The sequence below is a fragment of the Thermostichus vulcanus str. 'Rupite' genome, from assembly GCF_022848905.1.
Lineage (GTDB): Bacteria > Cyanobacteriota > Cyanobacteriia > Thermostichales > Thermostichaceae > Thermostichus > Thermostichus vulcanus_A.
Genome location: NZ_JAFIRA010000008.1, coordinates 17,596 through 40,437, shown reverse-complemented (window position 1 = coordinate 40,437; position 22,842 = coordinate 17,596). Strand labels below are relative to the sequence as shown.

The 22,842-nt window shown below is 57.1% G+C and carries 21 protein-coding genes and 1 pseudogene; 8 read left to right on the top strand and 14 right to left on the bottom strand.

Annotated features, from left to right (window positions below; all coding sequences use genetic code 11):
* Nucleotides 1-12 precede the first annotated feature (12 nt).
* Nucleotides 13-1,572 (bottom strand): ABC transporter ATP-binding protein, encoded by a 1,560-nt coding sequence (locus JX360_RS05070; protein WP_244349557.1) that lies wholly within the window; start codon nt 1,570-1,572, stop codon nt 13-15.
* A 26-nt stretch (nt 1,573-1,598) separates the two neighbouring features.
* Complete coding sequence (locus tag JX360_RS05065) at nt 1,599-2,666, bottom strand: BMP family lipoprotein (RefSeq protein ID WP_244349512.1); 1,068 nt, start codon at nt 2,664-2,666, stop codon at nt 1,599-1,601.
* Nucleotides 2,667-2,759: 93 nt separating this feature from the next.
* Between JX360_RS05065 and JX360_RS05060 the strand changes: the two genes are divergently transcribed.
* Nucleotides 2,760-3,626, top strand: coding sequence for an ABC transporter permease (locus JX360_RS05060; RefSeq protein WP_244349511.1), 867 nt, complete (start codon nt 2,760-2,762; stop codon nt 3,624-3,626).
* Here JX360_RS05060 and JX360_RS05055 read toward each other — a convergent pair.
* Together JX360_RS05055 and JX360_RS05050 are read right to left on the bottom strand one after the other, a co-directional pair.
* Entirely contained in the window at nt 3,623-4,429 is an 807-nt protein-coding gene (locus JX360_RS05055; RefSeq protein WP_244349510.1) for an FAD binding domain-containing protein, read from the bottom strand. The two genes, JX360_RS05060 and JX360_RS05055, sit on opposite strands and share 4 nt — an antisense overlap.
* A 41-nt stretch (nt 4,430-4,470) precedes the next feature.
* A complete protein-coding gene (locus tag JX360_RS05050) occupies nt 4,471-4,872 on the bottom strand; it encodes a DUF1818 family protein (RefSeq protein WP_244349509.1) in 402 nt (133 codons plus the stop codon).
* A 113-nt stretch (nt 4,873-4,985) separates the two neighbouring features.
* Here JX360_RS05050 and JX360_RS05045 point away from each other — a divergent pair, with 113 nt between their 5' ends.
* Complete coding sequence (locus JX360_RS05045) at nt 4,986-6,635, top strand: SpoIID/LytB domain-containing protein (protein WP_244349508.1); 1,650 nt, start codon at nt 4,986-4,988, stop codon at nt 6,633-6,635.
* Between the two features lie 10 nt (nt 6,636-6,645).
* The gene (gene era, locus JX360_RS05040) at nt 6,646-7,662 is read left to right on the top strand and encodes a GTPase Era (protein ID WP_244349507.1); all 1,017 of its coding nucleotides are present in this window, start codon (nt 6,646-6,648) and stop codon (nt 7,660-7,662) included.
* 4 nt (nt 7,663-7,666) lie between these two features.
* On the opposite strand, the gene JX360_RS05035 is transcribed toward era, so the two are convergent.
* The 3 genes and pseudogenes from JX360_RS05035 to JX360_RS05025 all read right to left on the bottom strand — a co-directional run.
* Nucleotides 7,667-8,539: a class I SAM-dependent methyltransferase gene (locus JX360_RS05035; protein WP_244349556.1), complete on the bottom strand. Its 873-nt coding sequence runs from the start codon at nt 8,537-8,539 to the stop codon at nt 7,667-7,669.
* A gap of 144 nt (nt 8,540-8,683) precedes the next feature.
* Nucleotides 8,684-9,445, bottom strand: coding sequence for a 3-oxoacyl-[acyl-carrier-protein] reductase (fabG, locus tag JX360_RS05030; RefSeq protein ID WP_279611263.1), 762 nt, complete (start codon nt 9,443-9,445; stop codon nt 8,684-8,686).
* 72 nt (nt 9,446-9,517) lie between these two features.
* Nucleotides 9,518-9,979: pseudogene (locus tag JX360_RS05025) on the bottom strand (RNA-guided endonuclease TnpB family protein); the annotation flags it as partial.
* Nucleotides 9,980-10,108: 129 nt separating this feature from the next.
* Between JX360_RS05025 and JX360_RS05020 the strand changes: the two are divergent.
* From JX360_RS05020 to JX360_RS05010, 3 genes are all read left to right on the top strand, one after another.
* Nucleotides 10,109-11,026 carry a branched-chain amino acid transaminase gene (locus JX360_RS05020; RefSeq protein WP_244349505.1) on the top strand — a complete coding sequence of 306 codons (918 nt, stop codon included), beginning with the start codon at nt 10,109-10,111 and terminating at the stop codon, nt 11,024-11,026.
* A 444-nt stretch (nt 11,027-11,470) separates the two neighbouring features.
* The gene (psbA, locus tag JX360_RS05015; protein WP_279611262.1) at nt 11,471-12,541 is read left to right on the top strand and encodes a photosystem II q(b) protein; all 1,071 of its coding nucleotides are present in this window, start codon (nt 11,471-11,473) and stop codon (nt 12,539-12,541) included.
* Nucleotides 12,542-12,666: 125 nt separating this feature from the next.
* Nucleotides 12,667-14,217, top strand: coding sequence for a phytoene desaturase family protein (locus tag JX360_RS05010; RefSeq protein ID WP_244349504.1), 1,551 nt, complete (start codon nt 12,667-12,669; stop codon nt 14,215-14,217).
* Nucleotides 14,218-14,245: 28 nt separating this feature from the next.
* Here JX360_RS05010 and JX360_RS05005 read toward each other — a convergent pair whose 3' ends face one another.
* The 4 genes from JX360_RS05005 to JX360_RS04990 form a co-directional block, all read right to left on the bottom strand.
* Nucleotides 14,246-16,090, bottom strand: a complete 1,845-nt coding sequence (locus JX360_RS05005) for an aspartate kinase (RefSeq protein WP_244349503.1) — start codon at nt 16,088-16,090, stop codon at nt 14,246-14,248.
* 46 nt (nt 16,091-16,136) lie between these two features.
* Nucleotides 16,137-17,681 carry a site-2 protease family protein gene (locus JX360_RS05000; protein WP_425244360.1) on the bottom strand — a complete coding sequence of 515 codons (1,545 nt, stop codon included), beginning with the start codon at nt 17,679-17,681 and terminating at the stop codon, nt 16,137-16,139.
* 114 nt (nt 17,682-17,795) lie between these two features.
* Nucleotides 17,796-17,966 (bottom strand): PCP reductase family protein, encoded by a 171-nt coding sequence (locus JX360_RS04995; protein WP_244349501.1) that lies wholly within the window; start codon nt 17,964-17,966, stop codon nt 17,796-17,798.
* Complete coding sequence (locus JX360_RS04990; protein ID WP_244349500.1) at nt 17,963-18,238, bottom strand: DUF751 family protein; 276 nt, start codon at nt 18,236-18,238, stop codon at nt 17,963-17,965. Before JX360_RS04990 ends, JX360_RS04995 begins: the two co-directional genes overlap by 4 nt.
* A gap of 285 nt (nt 18,239-18,523) precedes the next feature.
* Here JX360_RS04990 and JX360_RS04985 point away from each other — a divergent pair, with 285 nt between their 5' ends.
* Both JX360_RS04985 and JX360_RS04980 read left to right on the top strand, forming a co-directional pair.
* Nucleotides 18,524-19,372 (top strand): hypothetical protein, encoded by an 849-nt coding sequence (locus tag JX360_RS04985; protein WP_244349499.1) that lies wholly within the window; start codon nt 18,524-18,526, stop codon nt 19,370-19,372.
* Between the two features lie 138 nt (nt 19,373-19,510).
* Nucleotides 19,511-20,353, top strand: a complete 843-nt coding sequence (locus JX360_RS04980; RefSeq protein WP_244349498.1) for a universal stress protein — start codon at nt 19,511-19,513, stop codon at nt 20,351-20,353.
* Here the strand turns inward: JX360_RS04980 and JX360_RS04975 are convergent.
* The 3 genes from JX360_RS04975 to gatC form a co-directional block, all read right to left on the bottom strand.
* Nucleotides 20,350-21,324 (bottom strand): ABC transporter permease, encoded by a 975-nt coding sequence (locus JX360_RS04975; protein WP_244349497.1) that lies wholly within the window; start codon nt 21,322-21,324, stop codon nt 20,350-20,352. The genes JX360_RS04980 and JX360_RS04975 overlap by 4 nt on opposite strands.
* Before the next feature lie 152 nt (nt 21,325-21,476).
* Nucleotides 21,477-22,475 (bottom strand): FHA domain-containing protein, encoded by a 999-nt coding sequence (locus JX360_RS04970; protein ID WP_244349496.1) that lies wholly within the window; start codon nt 22,473-22,475, stop codon nt 21,477-21,479.
* A gap of 33 nt (nt 22,476-22,508) precedes the next feature.
* Nucleotides 22,509-22,802, bottom strand: a complete 294-nt coding sequence (gatC, locus tag JX360_RS04965) for an Asp-tRNA(Asn)/Glu-tRNA(Gln) amidotransferase subunit GatC (protein WP_244349495.1) — start codon at nt 22,800-22,802, stop codon at nt 22,509-22,511.
* Nucleotides 22,803-22,842 lie beyond the last annotated feature (40 nt).

The following is a 22,842-nucleotide window of genomic DNA, read 5'->3' as shown; positions in this document are numbered from 1 at the left end:
TCCCTTGCATCATTAGCTGATCCCTTCCTGCCCGCAGACCCTATCCAGGCTGCCACCGCTCATGAGCAACCCCAAAGTTTGTCGTGAGGCTTCTCCACGGGCAAATTCCCCGTGAATCTGTCCCCGAAAAAGCACGAGGATGCGATCGCTCAAGGCCAAAATCTCGTCTAGATCGAAGGAAATCAGTAGGATCCCACAGCCCCGATCCCGTGCCTCCCGCAGCCGCTCATGCACAAAGTCGGTTGCCCCAATATCCAATCCTCGTGTCGGTTGGGCGGCCAACAATAGGCAGGGATCCCCCCACAGTTCCCGGGCGATGATCCACTTTTGTTGGTTGCCCCCCGAAAGGGTGCGGGCGGGTGGGCGGGTGGAGGAAGCACGCACATCAAACCGGTGCAGCAGCTCTTGGGCTACGGTCTGGGCACGGGCGTAATTGAGGCGAACCCGACCGGCTAGCGGCGGCTCTTCGCTGTGGGTGAGGAGCAGGTTTTCCAGAAGAGAAAAATCGAGGACTAGCCCCTGTTGATGGCGATCCGGGGGAATGGCTCGCACCCCCAAGCGGCGTCTGACCAGAGGAGAAGACTGGCTAATATCCTGCCCGCGCAGTTTCACCGTTCCGACGGGGCTGCGCTGTTGCCCCATGAGCAAGTCCAACAGCTCGGTCTGACCATTGCCCTCGACACCACAAATGCCGACGATCTCCCCGGCACGCACCTGCAGTTGGATCCCCTCCTGAGAGTGCCCCGACTGGCGGGTAGAGGTAGGCCGCAAGGTAAGCCGTTCCACCTCCAGCAAGGGATCCCCAAGGCTTGGGGTGGCTACTTGGGATCCCGGAGAAAGACTGCGACCCACCATCATCTCCGCCAATTGACTGGGGGTAGCCTCCGCAGCGGTACAACTGCCCACTGTGCGCCCCTGGCGGATCACAGTTAGCCGATCGCTCACCGTCAGGACTTCCTGCAGTTTGTGGGTGATGAAGAGGATGGTTTGGCCGTTGGCCCGCAAGCGTTGCAGGATTTGGTAAAACTCTTCAACCTCTGTGGGAGCGAGCAAAGCGGTGGGTTCATCCAAAATCAAAATGCGGCTACCCCGGTATAGAGCCTTGAGCAGTTCCACCCGTTGCTGCATTCCCACCGGCAGATCCGCCACCTTCGCCCAGGGATCCACCCACAGCCCCTGCTGCTGCATGAAAGCTTCCACTTGAGCCACCGCCCGACGACGACTCAAGCGCACCCCTGGCCCTGGCTCACATCCCAAAATGATGTTTTCGGCCACACTAAAGCGTGGGATCAACATGAAATGCTGGTGTACCATGCCCAATCCGGCGGCCACCGCATCGCGGGGACTCCGAAAGCGCACTGGGATGCCATTGATCCGAATTATGCCGGCATCGGGACTGACCAAGCCGTAGAGAATAGCCATCAGGGTTGATTTTCCGGCCCCGTTTTCCCCCAAGAGGGCATGAATTTCACCGGATTCCACCCGCAAATCAATGCCTGCGTTGGCCACTACTGGGCCGAAACGCTTGAGGATGCCGCTCATTTCGACGGCAGGTGGGATCCCTTGCGCCATAGTCAACTCTGCCCAAGCCGGCAGGACTATTGGGGCGGCTGGAAGGCGGCCAATTCTTCGGCAGTGGTGGGGGGAACCAAGGCACCGGACTCGATTTGAACGGCGTAGGCCTGCACCTGTTCCAGGATAGGGGCAGGAATTTTGTCGCCGGGAGTGAGCAAGGCCATACCCTTCTCTTTCAGCCCCAGATCGAAGATCCCTCCCTGGAAAGTACCCTTGGCTACTGCTTCTGCCTGGCTAAATACCGCCACATCTACGCCTTTGGCCACGGCTGCCAGCTGGTTATCGGGAGCCAGTTGGCTTTTGTCTTTGTCAGAAGCAATCACCCAAGTGCCTGCTCCCCGCTCTCGGGCGGCTTCAAACACGCCAGTGCCACTCAAGCCCCCCACTTCAAACAAAATGTCTGCCCCCTGGGTGATCTGGGCTTCGGCCAAACCCTTTCCTTGGGCGGGATCCGCAAAACTGCCCACATAGCCCACGAGCACTTCCGCCTCGGGGTTGGCGGTTTTTACCCCCGCCTGAAAGCCGGAGATCCAACGCACCACTGGCGGAATTTCCATACCCCCAATCGCTCCCACTTTGCCCGTTTGGGTCATCAAACCGGCGGCCACTCCCGCCAAGAAGGAGGCCTCCTGCTCTCGAAACACCACCGAAGCGATATTGTCAATTCCCTCCTCTGCTACGGCATCGATCAGGGCAAACTTACGCTCCGGGTTTTGCTTGGCTACTTCAGCAATCGCATCGGTGAGCAAAAACCCGACCCCAACCGTCAGATCGCTGCTGCGGGCGGCAGCACTCAAGTTGGGCACGTATTGAGCAAATTCTCGTGACTCAATGTATTTGGCTTCCACTCCCAGCTCTGCCGTTGCTTTCTGCAACCCGGCCCAAGCCAGATCGTTAAAGCCTTGATCCCCTAACCCCGCTTGGTCAGTCACCATGGTGACAGTGACGGTGGAGGTTTGCGCAAGCCCAGGGTGGACAGCTACCCAGAGGATCAGCAGGCTAAGCCAGGCCACTGAGAGTTGGAGCAGTTTGGTGAATGAAGGTGGGCGGCGCATGGGTTCACGTTGGGAATGCAAACGTTGAGCCTTCATTATTCCTTTAGCAATAGTGGGAAAGGGTAGCTTTAGTTACTTTTCCTGCTGGGATTCCTGCTGTATTCCTGGAGCCACGACGAGAGGGATCCGGTGTTCTCCCTGGCTTTTGGACTGGCCACTTTGCGCATGGCGACCCCCCTGATTTGGGCGGGGATGGCGGGCCTGCTCTCGGAGCGGGTGGGGATCATGAATATTGCCCTGGAAGGGTACATGTTGCTGGGCGCCTTTGGGGCAGCTTTGGGGAGCCATGTCAGCCAGGATCCCTATCTGGGTTTGCTCGTGGGCGGGTTGTGTGGGGTGCTGGGGGCAGCGTTGCACGCGGTATGGTGTGTGGGGTTGCGGGCTGACCCGATTGTGGCGGGGGCGGGGCTCAATCTGTTGGCCTTAAGCTTGCCGAATTTTTTGTTGCAAAGCCTTTGGGGGGTGGCGGGGACTTCGCCGAGGGTGCCGAAGCTGCCCCCGTTTGTGGGTGGGCTGAACCTATTGGTGCCTTTGGGGTTGTTGCTGGTGCTGGGGATCCAAGGCTTTCTTGATCAAACCCGCTGGGGACTGAGGGTTTTGGCGGTGGGAGAACATCCCCGAGCGGCGGCCAGTGTCGGGATCCCGGTGCAGCGCTACCGATATCTGGCGCTGTTGACGGCTGGGGCCTTGGCGGGCTGGGGTGGGGCCTACCTTTCCATTGGTGAGCTCTCCATGTTTGTGCAGCAGATGACGGCAGGACGGGGATTCATTGCGCTGGCCGCTCTGATCTGCGGCAACTGGCGCCCCCTCGGCACCTTGATCGCCGCCCTCTGTTTCGGGGCAGCTCAAGCTCTACAACTGCAAGCTCAGGCCCTAACCTTACCTCTGCCGAGGGATGTTTTGCTGGCTCTGCCCTACCTGCTCACGTTGCTGGCGGTGGCGGGATGGGTTCGCCGTTCTCAACCCCCAGCTGGTATGGGGCAACACCCCGACTAGCCTAAGTCTGTCAGCGCACGTCGTATCAACACTTCGCTCATGTGTTGGCGGTAAAGGGCACTGGCCCGGAAGTCGCTCATCCACCCTTGCACTTGTTCTGCCAAAAGGGAGCGAATCTGTTCGGGGCTGGGCCGGGATCCGAACTGAACCAACTGCGGCGAAGAAACGGCAGCATTGAGGCCAAAGCGATAATCGCCGCAATCGGGATCCCGAGAGCCAACCACGATCACCAAGGCGGGATCCGTTTGGGCTAGGCCAAGCCGTTGAAAAGAACTGGGGCCGCGCAGGCGTTGGGCCGGGATCCAAATGTGCCGTAGCGCTTCCCCCGCTTGCAGCAGAGTTTGTTGGGGGCCGGTTTGAAAGTGATGGGCTGGAATTTGGCGCTGGGATCCCTGCAAGTTCACCAGCGTATAGGTGGCCTCAAGGGCGATCAACACCGGGGCCATCACCCCCACCGTCAGGGCCAAGCAAAGATTCCCCCCCACCGTTGCCAAGTGGGCCACCTTAAATGAAGCCAAGGAAGCGATCCCGTCACACAGGGCGCGGATCCCTGGCCAATCGGCTGGCCAATCCTGCTGGAGCAACTGCGCGAAGGTACAGGTTGCCCCGACTTTCAACCCCTCCGTACCAATCTCCAGCTCATTCCACCCCAAAGGATGCAAATCCACCAAGCCGCGCAGGTGCGGTTGCGGTTGCGAAAACAGCCAGGTTCCTCCTGCCAACCAGTTCCAGCTCGGATCCCAGCGGGATAGCTCCGCCAGTTGCTGAGGGCGCATATAGGTGTGAAGCTGGTGCAGATCCATGGGGCAGATTCAGTAGAAAGAGGAACAAGAATTGTTGCATTCTAGGCCATGTGTTCCCTTCTGCTCATGGCTGGGATCCCAACTTCTTGTTGAGCCACCGCCCTAGACAACTCGATGGCTGCACTGGCGGGCCAGAAGCCTTCTCCGCGCCGCCCTTGGTGGAGCTGTAGGTAAAGACTCCAGGCAGTGGCCGTGCCGCTGGCAATCAAGGTCAGACTGGGAAAAGCCTGCTCCAAGGTAATGCCTTCCTCCGCCATCAATTGGGATCCCATCGCCTCCATGTCCTGGACCAAGCGTTGCAGCCCCGTCACAAAGTCCTGCCATTCTGTCCGGGTGAGTTCCAGCGCCCATACCTCTCCCCCCACCAAAGCAACAAAATCTTGTCCAGAGGGATCCCAACCCAATCGCCAGCCGGATCCCTTGAGTAGGGGGGATCGGGCCATGCTCTGGGGTGTATGAGCAGAGGGGGCAAGGGGGAAAGAATCCATAGCTCTGGGGGTAGGCCGGAAAAGATGCGAGTAAAATCGACAGGGTGTGTTGTCAGGATAAAGCAGCTATGCCCAGTTACCAGCCCCCTACTGTGAAAACCCGTCGGGTTGTCCAGAGTACGCTCATTTCTGGCTTAAGCTTGCTGCTCACAGCCTTTGGGGCAGGGGATCCCTTCCGTGAAGAGGCTTTGGCTACCGTGGCTACCCCCCAAAACCCGATCCTGCAGGTGGGCATCTTGCAACGGTTTGGCCGCTCCGAGACAGATGAGGTGGAATTGGCTGCCCCGGCAGGTTCCCTGCTGACCTTACAATTCGAGCAAGCCGATGGTACCCCTCAGACCCAGCGCACCGCTCAAGTCACCATCGGTATTGTCAATCGCGCCCTGACAACCCCAGAAACGATCCATCGACTGATCCTGAGCAGCCACAAAAGTTTTGAGAGTGCCGAGGCCAATGCCAACCACTGGCAGTCTTTGGGCATTAGCACCGAGATCGCTCAACCGGAGGAATGGCAGGTGTGGGCCCACCGCGCCTATACCCCCCAACAACTGACGCAAATCCACCTCTATGCCCAAGAAGAAGGGATCCCGAATGTCAGGGCGGTGGTACAAGAGCGGCAAGAGCGGGCCGAGCTGAGCTGGGTTCACGACCATTTCCGCTACCATCGCACCCGCCTGACGGTTACCTCCGATGCTGGATACCTACGGGTGAACGACCGTTACTATGCCGGATCCCTGACGATTCAGCCCAATGCCTACGGCAGCTATACGGTGGTCAATGCTGTGCCGTTAGAAACCTACCTGCGGGGGGTAGTGCCCCATGAAGTGGGGCCGGGGGCACCCTTTGCCGCCATGGCCGCTCAGGCGATTTTGGCCCGCACCTACGCCCTAAAGAACCTGCACCGCTTTCAGATCGATGACTACCAGATCTGCGCCAATACCCACTGCCAAGTGTATCGCGGGCTCACCGGGACTAACCCCCGCACCGACGAGGCGATTCGACAAACCAGTGGCCAGGTGCTCACTTACAATGGCGAACTGGTGGATGCGGTGTATTCTTCCACCAATGGCGGGGTTTCCGCCGCGTTTGAAGATGTCTGGGATGGGGATCCGCGCCCCTACCTCCGTCCACAAGCGGATATTGCCCATCAACCGGGTCAGTCGTTGGATTTGCGCCAGGAGAGCAGCTTTCAATCCTTCTTGGCGCAGCGGGAAGGCTTCAACGAAGTGGGGGTATCTCGCCTGTTCCGTTGGGAATTTGCCCAGTCCTTGAACGAGCTGAATGCACAACTGCGGGCGGCCCAAGACTATTTGGGGATCCCGATGCCGCAGTGGACCAGCATCAAGGGCATGAACATTCTGGAGCGCTCCGCCAGTGGCCGCGTGCAGGCGATGCAGTTGGATTTACAAACGACAGAAGGGCTGTATTCGATCACTTTGCACAAGGATCAGGTGCGCCTAGCCTTTCCGCGTCTGTACAGCACCATGTTTCGGGTAGAGCCCCTGAAGCAGGGGGATCAATTGACGGGTTACCAATTTGTTGGCGGAGGATTTGGACACGGGGTTGGCTTGAGTCAATACGGCTCCTACACCCTGGCACGGCAGGGGTTTAGCCCGGCGCAGATTCTGGAGTTTTACTATCCCGGCACCACCTTGGCCCCCTTGGGATCCCTGTCTTTGCAATTGCCGGATGCTTCCGTCGCCCATTCTGGCCATTAGGATTTTGGGTATGGTGAATCTTCCTACCGACTCTGTACCCACTGTCTCAGGGGAGCTAGACGGAATTGAAAGACCCTCCAATCCTTCCGCAGCGCCAGAAGATTTGCCCTCCTACGGGATCCCAACTGCGCCGCCGGGGTTTAAGTCGGGCTTTGTGGCCTTAATCGGGCGGCCCAATGTCGGCAAATCCACCCTGCTCAATGCCCTGGTTGGCCAAAAAATTGCCATTACCTCGCCGGTTGCCCAAACCACCCGCAACCGCCTGCAGGGGATCCTCTCCTTGCCGGAAGCCCAGATCATCTGGGTGGATACCCCCGGTATCCACAAGCCCCACCATCGGCTGGGGGAAATTTTGGTCCACAATGCCCAGGCTGCCATGGCCGCTGTCGATGCCATCCTCTTTGTGGTGGATGGATCCGTGCCCGCCGGTCGAGGGGATGCCTTTATCGCCGAGCGGATCCCGGCCCACTCTCCCTGTGTGATCGTCTGCAATAAGTCGGATCTTGCCCCCAAGGATGCTCAAACTCGGCAAGCCCATCAGGAAAGCTACCAAGCCCTGCGGCCCCAAGCCCCTGTGGTGTGGGTCTCTGGGCTGGATCCCAGCAGTTTGGATCCCTTGCTCCGAGCCACCATCGATTTACTTCCCAATGGGCCTTACTACTACCCGCCGGATTTGGTGACGGATCAGCCGGAGCGCTTCATCATGGCCGAGCTGATTCGAGAACAGGTGCTGCTGCACACCCGTGAGGAAGTCCCCCATTCGGTGGCGGTGAATATTGATCAAGTGGAAGAAACCCCCAGCCTAACGCGCATCTTGGCCACCCTCTCGGTGGAGCGGGACTCACAAAAGGGGATCCTGATCGGCAAACGGGGGGAAATGCTCAAGCAAATCGGCCAGGCTGCCCGCCTGCAAATCCAGAAGCTCATCCTAGGCAAAGTGTATCTGGAGCTTTTCGTGAAGGTGAGGCCCCATTGGCGGCGGTCGGAGCGCACCCTTGGCGATTTGGGCTATCGAGCCGAAACTTGAACCCCTAGCCCTTCTGCCAGCTCACCATGGCCATCTGATTGGCTTGGTCATTCAGCCAGTAACGACCGTCCCGGTACTCCAGGATCCCCTCTAGGTAGGCGTGGATCTCCTCCCGACTGAGCACAGAGGCCAACTCTGGCCTCCAGCAGAGCAGGGCTGTAGCGAACTCAGTTAATTCCTCCACCTCAGGGTAGGAACGGCTGGATCCCTTGGCGATCTGCACATCGGCCCAAATCCCCACTTGCGTGAGTGCCCCGTAGAGATCCAGGAACACCGGTTCAGGCGGACGAGACTCCCCATGCAAGCGGAGAAACAAGGGATCCAAAAAAGCATCGATCTGATGGGTGCGAATCTGCATCAGACAAAATCGGCCTGTTGCTGTTTTTAAGGCTTGCAGGTAGGGTTCCATCTCCCTGACCCAGTAAAAGGCATGGGCACAGATCACCCCATCCACCGGCGGTAGATCCGCCAGGGCCTCAGGCCAGGATCCCTGTAGAGTTTGAATGTTGGGGCTCCCTTGCTCCGCAGCGATCAACTGTAACTGCTGCAACATTTCCGGCGAGGGATCCAACGCAATCACCTGTTTGACCCAAGGGGCAATCGGCAAGCTGTATCGCCCTGCCCCAGCCCCAATATCCAAAATCACGTCATCCGGTTGTACCCGAACGCGCATCGCCTGCACAAAGGGATCGGTTGTGGGCAAATTGCGGGTCATCCGGGCAAAGCGGGGAGCAGCCACAGCCCAAAACCCCAAATCCCCCATGCGCGGACTCTGCCAACGCACATTCTGCGCTTCCCGAGCTTCCACCCGATCCCGCCAGCGGGCAAACCAATCGATGGGTTCAACCGAGAGAGGTGGGGTCAGGGTTTCAGTCATGGCAGCCAAAGCGTTAATCATCCAAGCTTGATGATACGGAAGGGGATCCCCAATGTTCGGTGGGTTGGGCAACAGTTTCCAAGCGATGGGGTCGGGATCCCAGCGGGTTGAGGTTTACCTCGACTCCCTCTCGGTTGTGGACGGTCAGTGCATCACCATGCCGCCATCGATATTGAACACCTGCCCCGTAATGTAGGCTGCTGCTGGATCGGCGGCCAGAAAGCGCACCAGCCCCGCCACTTCCGCCGGGGATCCCATCCGGCCTAGGGGAATTTGCGCCACGATCGGGGTGGCATCCAGTTTCTCCGTCATTTGGGTAGCGATAAACCCCGGAGCAACGGCATTGACGGTAATGTTGCGGCTGGCCAGTTCCCGGGCTGCAGATTTGGTCAGACCCACCACCCCTGCCTTGGCGGCGCTGTAGTTGGCTTGCCCCGCATTCCCCACTAACCCCACCACAGAGGTGATGTTGATGATGCGCCCTTGCCGTTGTTTCACCATGATCTTGGCTGCTGCCTTCAAACAGAGGAAAACCCCCGTCAGGTTGAGATCCAGCACCGCCTGCCAATCTTCCGGCTTCATGCGCAGCAGCAGCGTGTCACGGGTGATGCCGGCGTTATTCACCAGCACATCCACTCGGCCCCAGCGCTCCATGACCTGAGCAAAAAGGCCCTCTACGGACTCCGCTTGTGAAACATCGGCGGACAGGGCAATCCCTGGGGATCCCAGCGCTGCCATCTCCTCCAACAAGGACTCAGCCTCAGCACCCGAACGCGCATAGTTAATCGCCACTTTTGCCCCCAGCGCTGCCAAATGGAGGGCAATCGCTCGGCCAATCCCCCGACTGGCTCCCGTGACGATCACCACTTGGTCTTGCAGAGAGGGCAAAGGGAGAAGCTCAGACATAAGCGGCAGGTTCCTGAACGATTCCAACAGCCGCAACAGTATATGACGCTTTGGGGGAGGCTGATGCTAAGGGTAGGAACCATCCCGGTGTTTGCACAGTTGGGCAGAAGTGGGTTTACGCCCCTTCAATTTGCCCATCTGATAGTTACCCTGCTTCAGTTTGATGTGCTCCCGACATCCCAAAAGAGTCAGGCTAACCGTCCAATCCTTCTCCCTAAAAGCAAAGATCCGGGCATCGTAATCAGCCGATGTGGGCCGAAACGTCTTTATCGGCTTACCTTTCAGTTTGGAGGTTTTGCGGTTAGCCCCAACACGGGCACAAACTCTGACAGCTTGATTGGCACTCAACCCAAACCGTTCCCGCAACTCCTGATAGACCAAACTCTGAATTGTGGTCTTACTGGTTACGGAGGCTTTGACGGACTGATTGGCAAAATTGCAGGCATCGGCAAACGCCTGCAACAAAGCTTCCATCTTGACGCTTTGTTCAGGAGTGGGTTGAAGCCTGCAAACAAGTGTCAGTGTTTGTTCCATAACAGAACTATATGCGACTAAAGTCGCGCTCGCCTTTCCTCCCCGCACTAAAGTGGTGGGGCTTCCAGGTGTAAGTGATGTTCGTGATAATGTTTTTATTCCTAGTTCCTACCGTAATGGGTGCCGACCATGCCAGATTTTCTGCCCTACGCCTACTTTCAGGGCCAGATTGTCCCCTTTGCTGAGGCGAAGATCTCCATTGCCACCCATGCGTTGCATTACGGGACGGCGGCGTTTGGCGGCTTGCGCGGGATCCCGGATCCGCAAAACCCTGACCAAATTCTGTTGTTCCGGCTGGATCGCCATTGCCAACGACTGAGCCAAAGTGCCCATCTGCTCTGCTTTGATCTGCCTGCCGACCGGATTGAGCAGGTGATTGTGGCGCTGATCCAAAAAAATCGCCCCTCCTCCTCCTTCTACATCCGCCCTCTGGTATACACCTCAGATCTGGGTATTTCGCCCCGCCTGCACAACATCGAGAAAGACTTTTTCGTCTATGGCCTGGAACTGGGGGATTATCTCTCGCCGGAGGGGGTGAGTTGTCGCATCAGCTCTTGGGCCCGGCAAGAGGATCGCAGTCTGCCGTTGCGGGGCAAAATCAGCGGTGCTTACATTACTTCCTCTCTGGCCAAGACCGAGGCTGTCCAGGCGGGCTATGACGAAGCGATTTTGATGAACTCCCAGGGCAAAGTCAGCGAAGCCTCGGGCATGAATATTTTCATCGTGCGCAACGGCATTCTGATCACTCCCGGCTTTGACCAAGACATTTTGGAAGGGATCACCCGCGATAGCATCCTCACGCTGGCTCGTGACCTTGGCATCCCAACCCAAGAACGCCCCATCGACAAATCGGAACTGTTCATCGCCGACGAAGTCTTTTTAACGGGGACTGCTGCCAAAATCACCCCAGTTCGTCAAATTGAGCAATACCAAATGCCAGCTAACCGCCCCATCACTGAGCAGTTGCGACAAAAACTGGCGGCAATTACAGAAAATCGGGATCCCGACTATCCCCACTGGGTGAAGGTGGTTCGCTTCGATGATTAGAGTCGATTGGAGTGATGGGTACATCTGGGATCCCCAGCCCTGAAACCAGCGGGAGTCGGTTCAGTTGGATTCAGGGCTGATGCTGTTACTCCCTTGGCAGAACGACAAAGATTGTAATACTCAAGTTCTTTTTTGTGTCAGCAGATTAATTTGTTTCACATTCCCCTCGCTTGCCGTTAGGGATCCCTGTCGCTCGGGGTTGAATTGTCTAGCCTGGGGTAAGAGGCTCACCCAGAATGGAGCTTTTCTAAGGCAAGTTGCGTTGTTATGAATGCCAGTGAATGTCAGGTTGCATCGATCTTTTTGGCTTGCCTAGCAACCGTTGAGCTGAGCCGTTGTCACTGCTTTTTCACGGATCCTTTACGGATCCTTTCTACTGCGGCTCTGGTGACCGGATTGCCGGAGGGACAGGCTCTGTCGGTGATAGTTTAGGAGTCATTGCTTATGAGCATTCTGATTCGTCGTTCACCCAGCATGACGAGGGGTTGGAGGTGGGATGGATTTTGTCAGTGGATTACCAGTACCGAAAACCGCCTTTACATCGGCTGGTTTGGGGTGCTGATGATCCCAACTTTATTGGCAGCTGCTATTTGTTTTGTCATTGCCTTTATTGCAGCCCCTCCTGTGGATATGGACGGGATCCGTGAACCGATAATTGGCTCATTGATGGGAGGAAACAACTTCATTTCTGCAGCGGTTGTCCCCACTTCAGCAGCCATTGGTTTGCATTTTTACCCGATTTGGGAAGCGGCTTCCTTGGATGAGTGGTTGTACAACGGCGGCCCCTATCAACTGATCGTGCTGCACTTTTTGATCGGGGTTTGGTGCTACCTGGGTCGGCTGTGGGAGCTGAGCTATCGGCTGGGAATGCGCCCCTGGATTGCAGTGGCCTTTTCGGCGCCGGCGGCGGCTGCCACAGCGGTGTTGTTGGTCTACCCCATTGGTCAGGGCAGTTTCTCAGAAGGCTTGCCCCTCGGCATTGCCGGCACCTTCCATTTCATGTTGGCCTTCCAGGCTGACCACAACATTTTGATGCATCCCACCAGTTGGCTGGGGGTAGCTGGGGTCTTTGGCGGAGCCTTGCTGGCTGCCGTGCACGGTTCTTTGGTCACCTCTAGCTTGATCCGAGAAACCAGCGAGATGGAATCGGCCAATGCCGGCTATCGCTTCGGCCAGCAGGAGGTGACCTACAACTTTATGGCCGGGCACTATGGCTTTTTGGGGCGGTTGTGGGTGCCCAGCCTCGGCTTCAAAAACAGTCGTTCCGTTCACTTTTGGATGGCGGCCCTGCCCACTGTCGGCATTTGGGCGGCAGCAATTGGGATCGGCCTGATGAGCTTTAACCTGAACGGGTTGAATTTCAACCAGTCGATTCTGGATAGTCAGGGGCATTTTATCGGTACCTATGCGGATGTGCTCAACCGCGCCAATTTGGGGATCCAGGCGATGCATTCCCCCAATGCCCATCATTTCCCGCTGTTGTTGGCGTCAGAGGATCTGCAATCTCTTGGTTAAGAGCTGGTTAAGAGGCTAGGCTGAGGTCATCAGGCTGAGAGCAGTTTCGGCTAGAGCGGCAAGGTGGCTGGTGAGGAGTGTTCATCTGCGATAGGGACTGTTTACCCTACGAGGAGGAGCTGGCCATGGAACTGTTTGACTATGTGGTGTTGGGTGCTGGATTGGGGGGATTGGCAGCAGCGGCTTGCCTGAGCCGTCAGGGAGCCCGCGTGGCAGTGCTGGAGAAACACTATTTGCCCGGAGGCTGTTGCCATACCTTCGACTACGGGAACTACCGCTTTTGCGCGGATGTCCACTACATTTCCCAGTGTGGGCCGGGGCAGGCCATCGACCAGTTTCTCAACTACATTGGCCGCGAGGTTGCATTCAATTCACTGGATCCCGATTGCATTGATCGGGTAATCACCCCAGAGGTGGACTTTGCTATTCCCTTGGGTTGGGAGAACTTGCGTAACCGCCTGTTGGATCGATTCCCCGAAGAAGCAGCGGCAATCAACCGCTACTGTGATGAAATTCAGCGCCTACACGCAGACATTCACCAGCTCAACCAAGAGGTGCGCTGGTACGACCCCAAATGGTACGACTGGTTGAAACTGCCTAAGTATTTCAACCTGTTCCAGAAACGGCACTGGACACTTCAGGATCTCTACGATCGGGTCGGTGTTTCGCCAAAGCTGCAAGCACTTCTGGCCGGGCAAAGCGGTGATTATGCCCTGCCCCCAAAAGAGATCGCCCTGCTCACCCACACTGCGCTGGTTTGGGATTACTCGGAAGGGGCCTATTATCCACGGGAACACTTCAAGGGCTTTGTGGACACGATTGTGGATGCGATTGTGCAGGCGGGAGGGACCATCCGCTATTCCACTCCGGTCGAACACATCGAAGCCAAAAGTGGCGTGGTGGAATGGGTAACGGCGGGGGGAACTCACTTTGTTGCCAGCAAAGCCTACATTAGCGATCTGGATCCAAAACTAACGGTAGACCTGATGCACGGGGGATCCCTGAGCCAAGCGGAGCGACAGCGCCTCACCAACTACGAGTATTCCGCCAGTGCCTTTAACATCTACCTGGGTCTGGATAGCCGCTTTAACCCGGCCCGCTATGGCATCGGTAACTGGAACATTTGGTACTATCCCGACGGGGATCTGAACCGCGCCTACGACCAACAACTGGCGGGCAACCTGGAGCACCCCTGGATTTTCCTTTCTTGCCCAACCGTAAAATCCGACGAACCGGGTATGGCTCCTCCTGGACATCATGTGTTGGAAATTGCTACCGTCTGTCCCTACGAACCCTTTAAGCAACTGCACGACGCGGATCCCAAAGCCTACAAAGCCAAAAAACGGGAGGTTTACCAGGCGGTGATGAGCAGCGTGCGGGATCTGATCCCGGATGTGGATCGGTATATCCGCATGAAAGTGTACGGTACCCCCACTACCAGCGAGCATTTCCTCGGCCAACCTCGAGGCAACATCTACGGCGCGAAGTTGGTGCCCAAGCAAGTGGGGCTACATCGCCTCGGCTATGAAACGGAACTGCCCAACCTCTTTTTGGTGGGGGCCAGTGCCGGGTATCCGAGTGTACCGGGGGTGATCAGCAACGGCATGGATGTGGTGGAGCTGATTACAGACAAGCGAGTGCGCCGTTCTCCGGTGGGTATTTCTGCGGGGGTGTAAGTCAGGGATCCCCACAACCCGAGAAACTCTAGGGTTTATCCAGCTCGAAGGCGCGGTGAATCGTTCGTAAGGCGAGGAGACCCTGCTCACGGCGCACCACACAGCTCACCTTAATTTCAGAGGTGGCGATCATCTCGATGTTGATCCCGGCTGCCGCCAGGGTGGCAAACAGATGGGCGGCCACCCCCGGATGGGCTTCCATTTCCGCCCCGACAATGCTGACCTTGGCAATCTCGTGATCGATATCGACTCCCGCCGCCTGCAGGTCTCGGGCCACCTGCTGACACACCGCTTCCGCTGCCCCCGCCTGATCCTGGGGCACCGTGAAGGCAATGTCGTTGCTCGGGATCCCGTTGTGGTAGCCCCGCTGGCTTTGGATGATCGTATCGACAATCACTCCGGCGGCAGCCAACTGTCCGAACAAATGGGCAGCCGTTCCCGGTCGATCCGGTACCTTACGAATGCCTAGGCGGGATTGCTTTAGATCCAGAGCGATACCCCGTACAGGGTGGCGGGCCGCTGGTTGGAGCGGATCCCTAGGGAAAGGTTGAGGCCGATGTAAACGGGGGATCACCTGAAACGATTCCCCCAGCGCCAAGGCGGCATCACCGGCTCGCTCAGCAGCTACCACACAGCTTACTTTCATCTCCGACATCGAAATCATCTGCAGGTTGATCCCCGCCTTCGCCAGCACCTGAAACATCTGGGCGGCGATCCCTGGTCGCCCAATCATCCCCACTCCAGCAATGCTGACTTTGGCCACCGCCTCATCCACCATGACCGCCTCACACCCCAGCTCTTGGCCGATGCGTTGGGCCACTGCTGCTGCCTCCCTAACCTGAGAGCGGCTGACGGTGAAGGCAATGTCATTGGTGGGTTGAGTGGAGAGCGATGCATCTTCCGGGCTAAATTGTAGCGACTGCAAAATCAAATCCACATTCACCCCTGCTGCTGCAATGCCTTGGAAAAGCTGAGCAGCAATCCCGGGCCGATCCGGTACCCCCACCAGCACCAACTTGGCCTGATCCCGGTCCACCTCGACGGTATCTACTGCCAAGCCCATCTCTAATCCCCCCCTAGGGATACCCGGCGGAGCAGGGGGAGACACAATGAACGTGCCCAGGTTTGCCTCCTCCCCCTGGAAGGGCAGCAAACTGGAACGCACCCGCAGCTTCACTCCATAGTTGCGGGCGATCTCCACCGAGCGGGGATGCAACACCTGCGCCCCCAAACTGGCCAACTCCAGCATTTCGGCACTGGTGATCTCCGGCAGCAGCCTGGCTTCTGGCACCTTGCGCGGGTCGGTGGTAAAAACGCCGGGCACATCCGTGTAGATCTCGCACAGCTGCGCTTGTAATGCCACTGCCAAGGCTACCGCCGTGGTATCGGATCCCCCTCGACCTAAGGTGGTAATCTCCAGCTCCGTCGGGCTGGTAATGCCCTGAAACCCGGCCACCACCACCACCTCCCCCCGTTCCAAATGATGCTGGAGGCGCTCGGTGTGGATCTCCAAAATGCGGGCCCGCATGTGATCCCGCGTGGTAAAAATGCCCACCTGCGCTGCTGTCATGGAAAGGGCGGTATACCCCAGTTGTTGTAGGGCTAGGGCCAGAAGGGCAATGCTCACCTGTTCGCCAGTGGACAGGAGCATATCCCATTCCCGCTGCTGGCTGGGGGTGGTTGGGGATCCCGCTAAGAGTTGCTCCGCCAACTGCACCAGGCGGTCGGTTTCATCCCCCATCGCCGAGACCACCACCACCACCCGATGTCCCTGTTCCACCGTATGGGCTACCCGCTTGGCTACCGCCCGAATCCGTTCGATGGAGCCGACAGACGTTCCACCGTATTTCTGGACAATTAGGCTGGGCTTCATGACCGTGGGCACTACATCAAGACGTGGTCAGGATCCTACCCCGGATCTAGGCCAAGCCAAGCCAAGTTTGTAAAAAAGGCGGCACCGGCAACAGGATTAACACCAGCAAAGTCAGCATCCCCAACCCCAGTAGATCCCGCCCCTCGTCCAGTTCCGTTACATCGTTGAGGGCAGGCTCATCGGCACTGGAAATCACAAACAGCAACAGGGCCCACAACAACAGCCAAGGCTGCACCGTCAAAGCCAACAGCAACACCAACCAACGGGCCACCCGACCCACATTTGCCCCCATCTGCTGCCCATAGACCGCATGCACAATGTGCCCGCCATCCAATTGGCCCACTGGCATCAAGTTAAAAGCAATCACCACCAACCCCAACCATCCGGCAAAGGCCAGCGGATGCAAATCAATCACCTGCCCCGGCTGCAACTGATCCCAGAGCACCATGCGGGAGAGGATCCCGAGCAGCACCGACAAGCGCGGATCAATTTGATGAAAACTAATCGGGGTTGGTTGCCCTTCTGGCACAGCAGGGGCCGCCTGAGGCTCTGAAAAAAACAAGCCCAACAGCAACATTCCCAAGGCGACGATACTGCCCGCCAGTGGTCCAGAAATGCCGATATCAAACAGCACCTTGCGATTGGGTACCGGCTCTTTCAACTGGATAAACGCCCCAAAGGTTCCCAACACAAAGGGCACCGGGATGAAATAGGGCAGTGAGGTTTTGATGTTGTGGCGGCGGGCCACCCAGTAGCGAGTCCACTCATGGGATCCCAAAATGGCCAGAATCGCCAGGGCATAGGGTAACCCCTTCATCAGAGAGGGCAGATGCAACAGTTGGTCAGCACTGACCCCCGCCGCCTGCGCCCCGGCACTGAGGGTGGTCCAGAAGGTGAACAGCAGCAGCCCCATCGCCAAAATCGGCAGATCCCCATTGGCTGTCAAAGAGCGCCGCGCCGCTGGATTGGGCACCAAAGCAAAAAAGGGCTTACCGGCAAACCCCTCCTGCAATACCAGCAAAAAGCGATTGCCAAAGGTGTTTTCTACATTCTGCTGCACCCGCTCGTAGGCTTCGCTGGGATCCGCTCGCAAATTGCCCCGACAGATAATCGCCTGCGGACGGTACTCCACGTTTTGCAGATAAAAAACATTCCAAGGAAAACAGTTGCTCAGTTTCTCGCGGGGAACCTCCGAAATTGGGGTATGAGCCAAGGCAACCGGTTGTGTCAGCGAGAGGGAGTCCTCAATCGGCTCGGTAGGGGTCTCTTCTTCGGGGTCTGGATCCGGTTCGGTCTCGGCATCTGGGGAAGGATTCTCCACTTCTGGCTTAGGGCCGGCTGTTGGGGGTCGAAGGCGTCCCCGCCGCACCAGGGTCATGCTGGTGAAATAAGAGGTGAGAAATAACACCAGCATCACCAAAGGCGGCATCTCGTACTGGAAGACTTGTCGCCCCAACACCCACACCAAGGGCGGCATCATCATCACCAGCCACAGGATCCGCCACGGCACCTTCGAGAGGCGGGCCACACTTTTTTGGAGCAGCAGGTAGGTTACAGAACCCACCAGTGCCAAGAGGATCCAATCTGCCATGAGTTGCAAGAAGAAGGGAATAGGGGAGAATACCTCTACCAAGCTAGCGGTAAATCCAATCACCCTGCTACGGCTCTGCCAGAGCTGGGAGCCGCTGACGCGCAAGGGATCCCCTCAAGAGCCAAATTTCTGCTTGGCCTGTTCGTAGATTTCCACGGTGATTTGCTGGATCCCAGATTCTTGGGCAAATTTTTCGATCTTCTTACGGGCGGCAGGGCGCACAAAAAAAGGGATCTCCTTGAGGCGAGCTTCTGCTTCCGGAGTCCATTGCACGGCTTCGCTCACGAGAGACCCCCTGAGCTCCAACGCAACATCCATCCTGGCAGAAAGGTCTCTCCCGTCATGCCCCGCAAGGTGAAATAGACAAACAGTAGCAGCAAAAGGCAGCCCAGGGTCACCATAGCCCCTGCCGTCGGGCTTTTGCGATACAGATTCACGAACGGCTGTACACCAGCCCAGATCCCTCCCAGCAAGACCGTGACAAAGTAGGTGGGATAACGGGAGACATTCTCCACAAATTGATCTTCCAGTTTGCGGGGAGGCTGCGGTTGCGGCATAGGTGAAACCAACCCAACTTACCCTCAGTTTGCCACAAGTACGGGATCCCTGGGGAAACGCTCTATTGTAGGGTTCGTATAACTTTCAACTTTACTAGAACCCAACCCGAACTCAACATAATCATCATGACGATTCGGCATGAAATGTTTGGCATGAAAGGCAAAGAGGCGAGATCAATCCTTGGCCAAGGATAGGGACAACCTCACTTTTGTTATCTACAATCCCTGCTGAGGGATCCGCTGCTGGCTCCCGGAGCAAGTGCTGGAACGATTGAGGGGTGAACAATGGAGAAGGGGTTGGTACTGGGGTTGCTGGTTGGGGGAGTCGGGATCCCGTTGTGGGCGCAGCCTGGCTGGGCAGGGTGTGGGTTTCCACGTGGAGCGGGGAATTTGTTTTTTTCCTTGCAACCGGAGATCTTTCGGCCTCGTACTCGCTTTGACGAGGGGGGGCGAGTGGTGTCGGCTTTTTCAGAGTTTGATGAAACCAGCCTGAATGTTTTTGCGGAAGCAGGCCTGACGGATCGTCTCACCCTCAATCTGAATACGGCCTACACTTTTCTGGAAAATCGCTTTGCCAGTGGTGAGGATACGGTGACCCAACGCAATCAGGGGTTGCGCGATGTGGAAGTGGGCTTGCGCTATTCCTGGGGGAACGGGGATCCCTTCTTTTCAGGCCAGTTAACGGCTTTGATCCCACCCGGTTATGATACTCAAACTACCCCCCTGCCGTTGGGATACGGCGTTTTTGGCTATGACCTAAGTGGGGGTGTGGCGGTTTCTGGGCGGGTTGGATCCTTGCCCAGTTTCTTCGACTCCTGCCTCACCTTTCGGGATTACCTGGGTTACCCTGGCAACCGCATCAAAGCCAACCTCACCGTCGGTGCGGATCTCCTGCCCAGCCTACAAACGATCCTCTCGCTGGATGGAGATTTTACGCTGGGTAATGGCGCTCCCCTCCTCTTTGAGGGCAACCCCGTGCAAGACCCGGACTACGACAACCTGAAGCTCTCCGGTCAATTCAACTGGCGACTGGATCCCGGTTGGACGCTGGGCTTGGGAGGATTTCATTACGTGAGTGGACGGAATACCAGCGCAGGTGGCGGGATCACCGGTTATGTCTGGCTAAGTTATTGAAAAGTTATTGAATTAGACGAAATGTTGCAGGATATCCGCTTGGATCCCAGGGATCTGTTGAGGCAGATCTAGGATGAGTTTTGGTGAATTTTGGCCCTCGATCAGAGAACCACCGCGTCCACGGGAAGGAGTCCTCTCATGCCTCGATTTGAAAATGTGATTGCCGCCATTGATGGCAGTGGCACCACTGAGCAGATGATCCACACCCTGCTCTCCTTACCAGCCTTTGCCAAGTGCAATGTAACGTTGCTGCATGCGGTACCTTCCCAAACCTCAGCGGAAGACATGCGGACAGCGTGGCAAAAGGGGCAAGACCTGTTGGCCAAAACCCTACAAAGCTTCCCAGCTCAGCCCGGCGTCAAGATCAGCACTCAACTGGTGGAAGGGGATCCCAAGGTGGTGGTGTTGGAGGTGGCGGAGTCGCTACCGGATCCGTTGATTGTGATGGGATCCCGGGGTCGCAATCGCATTATTGCTATTTTGCAAAATTCTGTCAGCCAATACGTGTTTCAGCTCTCCTCCTGTCCGATGTTGCTGGTGAAAGACGATGCCTACGTCAAGTATCCCAATCGGGTTATGGTGGCCCTTAACGACTCCCCCAGTGCTTGGGAGGCTCTCTCCACCGCCATAGATCTGGTCTCTGGCATTCAGGGAACCCAGATTTTTCTGGCCCGTGTGCAACTGGATGCCGACAACCAAAGCAGCGATCCAGTCCTGAATCGGGCCATCGACACCCTAAAAAACCGGCACATTGGCTATCAGGTCTTCACCGCCGTTGGGGATCCCGGTACAGAGATCGTGCGTTTGGCTGAACAAAGCAATGCCGACCTGTTGGTGATGGGATCCCCAGACCGTCGGCCCACGATTGCCCGTAGCATTCCTGACCTGGATCGGCTGTTAGGCCGTTCCATCTCCGACTACGTCCGAGTTCATATCGGTTGTCCGGTCCTGATGGTGCGCTCGAGTAAGGACACTGACTAATCTTGCTCAAAGATCTGTCCCAAGGCCGCAGGTGGCGTTGCCTTTACCGTTTGCTGAATCCAGCGCCGCAGTCGCGGCGGGATCCCACGCAAGCCATACTCCCACCATTCCCCTGAGGTGAGCACCAACACCAGAATCATCAATACAAAGGGGGCAACGGTAAAAACTTGGGTGGGAACAGCGCGGATGGTGGTTTGGGCAACCCCGGCAAAGGATTGCAAAATCCCAAACAAGTAAGCGCCCAGGGCCGCTCGCAGCGGATTCCAACCACCAAAAATCACGATGGCCAGAGCTATCCAGCCATAGCCCGCCGTATGTCGGTGGCTCCAACCGGCCTTGAAATCCAGAGAAAAGGCAGCTCCGGCAATACCCAAAAGGGATCCCCCCAAGAGGGTATAGGCGTATCGCCAGAAGATCACATCAGTACCGCGAGCAAAAGCTGCCGCCGGTTGTTCCCCCATGGCTCGCAACATGAGGCCCGGTCGAGTGCGATAGAAAAAGAACCAGGATCCCCCAATGAGAACGTAGCTGGCATACACCAACAGATCACCGCGAAAAAAGAGTGGCCCCAACACCGGCACATCCCGCAGAATCGGAATCGGCAAGTTCGGCACCGTCGGCCCTGGGATCCGCACAAATGGGTTGCCCAAAAATGAGGATAAATCCGCCCCCAACAGAGCCAACACGAAACCGATGGCAATTTGGGATCCCTTCAAGCTTATGGAACCAAAAGCGACGATCAGGGCAAACAAGGCTCCTACCGCGGCGGCGGCCCCAAAACCCAGCCAGAGGTTTCCGGTTAGCTTGGCTGTGGCAAACCCGGCCATAGCAGCCAGCATGATCGTCCCTTCGGCAGAGAGATTGATCACTCCGGCTCGTTCGGTGATGGTTTCCCCGACACAGGCAAATACCAGCGGTGTGGCGGTCGCAATGGCGGTCGAGAGGATGGCGATCAGTTGAGCCATGTTCATAAAGTCCTCCAGGAAACCTCATCCCCTTGCACTGCGAGACTGACAGATAACCCTTCTTCTGGGGTGACGGTATAACATCACTGGGTTTGAGGGGTAGTACAAGTTCCTAATTTCACCCCTCATTTCAACTGCGGGGAATTGCAGGTGAAATCTCACCCCACCACTCGCTCTTCTGGGCCGCCATCTTCCCGGAAGCGATAGTAATAGCCCTCATCGGCAAAATTCTGTTCTTCCAGCACATGCAAAAACAAGCGCCGCTGGAGACACTCTTGACCCACCTGTACCGCCTCAGGCCGGCTGATCTGAAAGTGGCCCGCCAACCAAGTCACTGCATCCGAGCCCACAAAACACTTTTCAAACTTGCGCAGCCGCCAACGCCGATCTTCGACTCGGATGTCCCGCCGCATTTGTTGACAGGTGGTTGCTAAGAAGGAGTCGTAGGCCACAGCCACCAACTGCGGTTGATGTAGGGCCAGCCGGTACCCGTAGTCATCTTGAACCAACAGACAAAATTCCCGTTCTTCCAGAGGATGCTCCAGACGGCTCCGACATTGCTCTATGGCCTCCTCTAGATCGGTTCCCAATAGCCGCTCGCAGTAGTAACACTGATTTTGAAAGATCAGTCCCAAAACCGGATGCGGGATCCCTGGGCGCAGCACACCGCTCCGTTGATATTCACGGGGTTGCAGCAGCAAGACCCGATCCCGCTTATCCCCAAACAGATCGGTGCTTTTCAGGCTGACGGTGCTGGCTTTGATGCTGCGGTACTCCAGTGACTCGGCATACCGTCCGATCTCTTCTTCGGTCATTTCGCGGCGGTAGTAACGAGCTTTGGTATCGGGGCCAAATTCGATCAAATCCCCATCTTCCAAATCCTGGGAGGTACAAGGGATCCCATTCAGCCGGATCCCATTGGTGCTACGTTTCCCTTCGGCATTGCCATCCAAGATGCGGTAGCGATAGCCAGAGCTGGCGGGCACCCTCAGCAACAGCGCATGTTGTCGGGAAATGGAGCTGGACTGGAGCGGAATCGAGTTTTGCGGATCCCGGCCCAAAGAATAGGTGGCCGCATCCAAGATTAGGGCTCGCCGTCCCTGTGGGTCATCCAGCACCAACACATGACGCAACTGTGGGGATCCAGAACCAGTCATGCCCAACCCTCCTAAAGGATAAAGGCTCCTGGGTTACTCTTCCGCATCCAGAATGCGGGGCACCTTAAAGAAGGTATCGGCACGGTCGGGAGCATTGGAGAGGATCCCTTCCGTATCTGGGTAGGGTTGCACCTCATCCAGGCGGGTGGGCAATTCCATATCCAACACATGGAAGGTGGGCTCGACGCCTTCTGTATCCAGCTCCTTCAGTTGCTCCACGTAGGCCAAAATGTCCGCTAGCTGCTCTGTAAACTGGATCTCCTCTTCCTCACTCAGCTCCAGACGAGCCAAATGAGCAACGTGTTGTACCTCTTCCCGTTTCAGCATCAGCCCCTCTGGTCTGTAAGCACCTAGCAGGTTATTAATT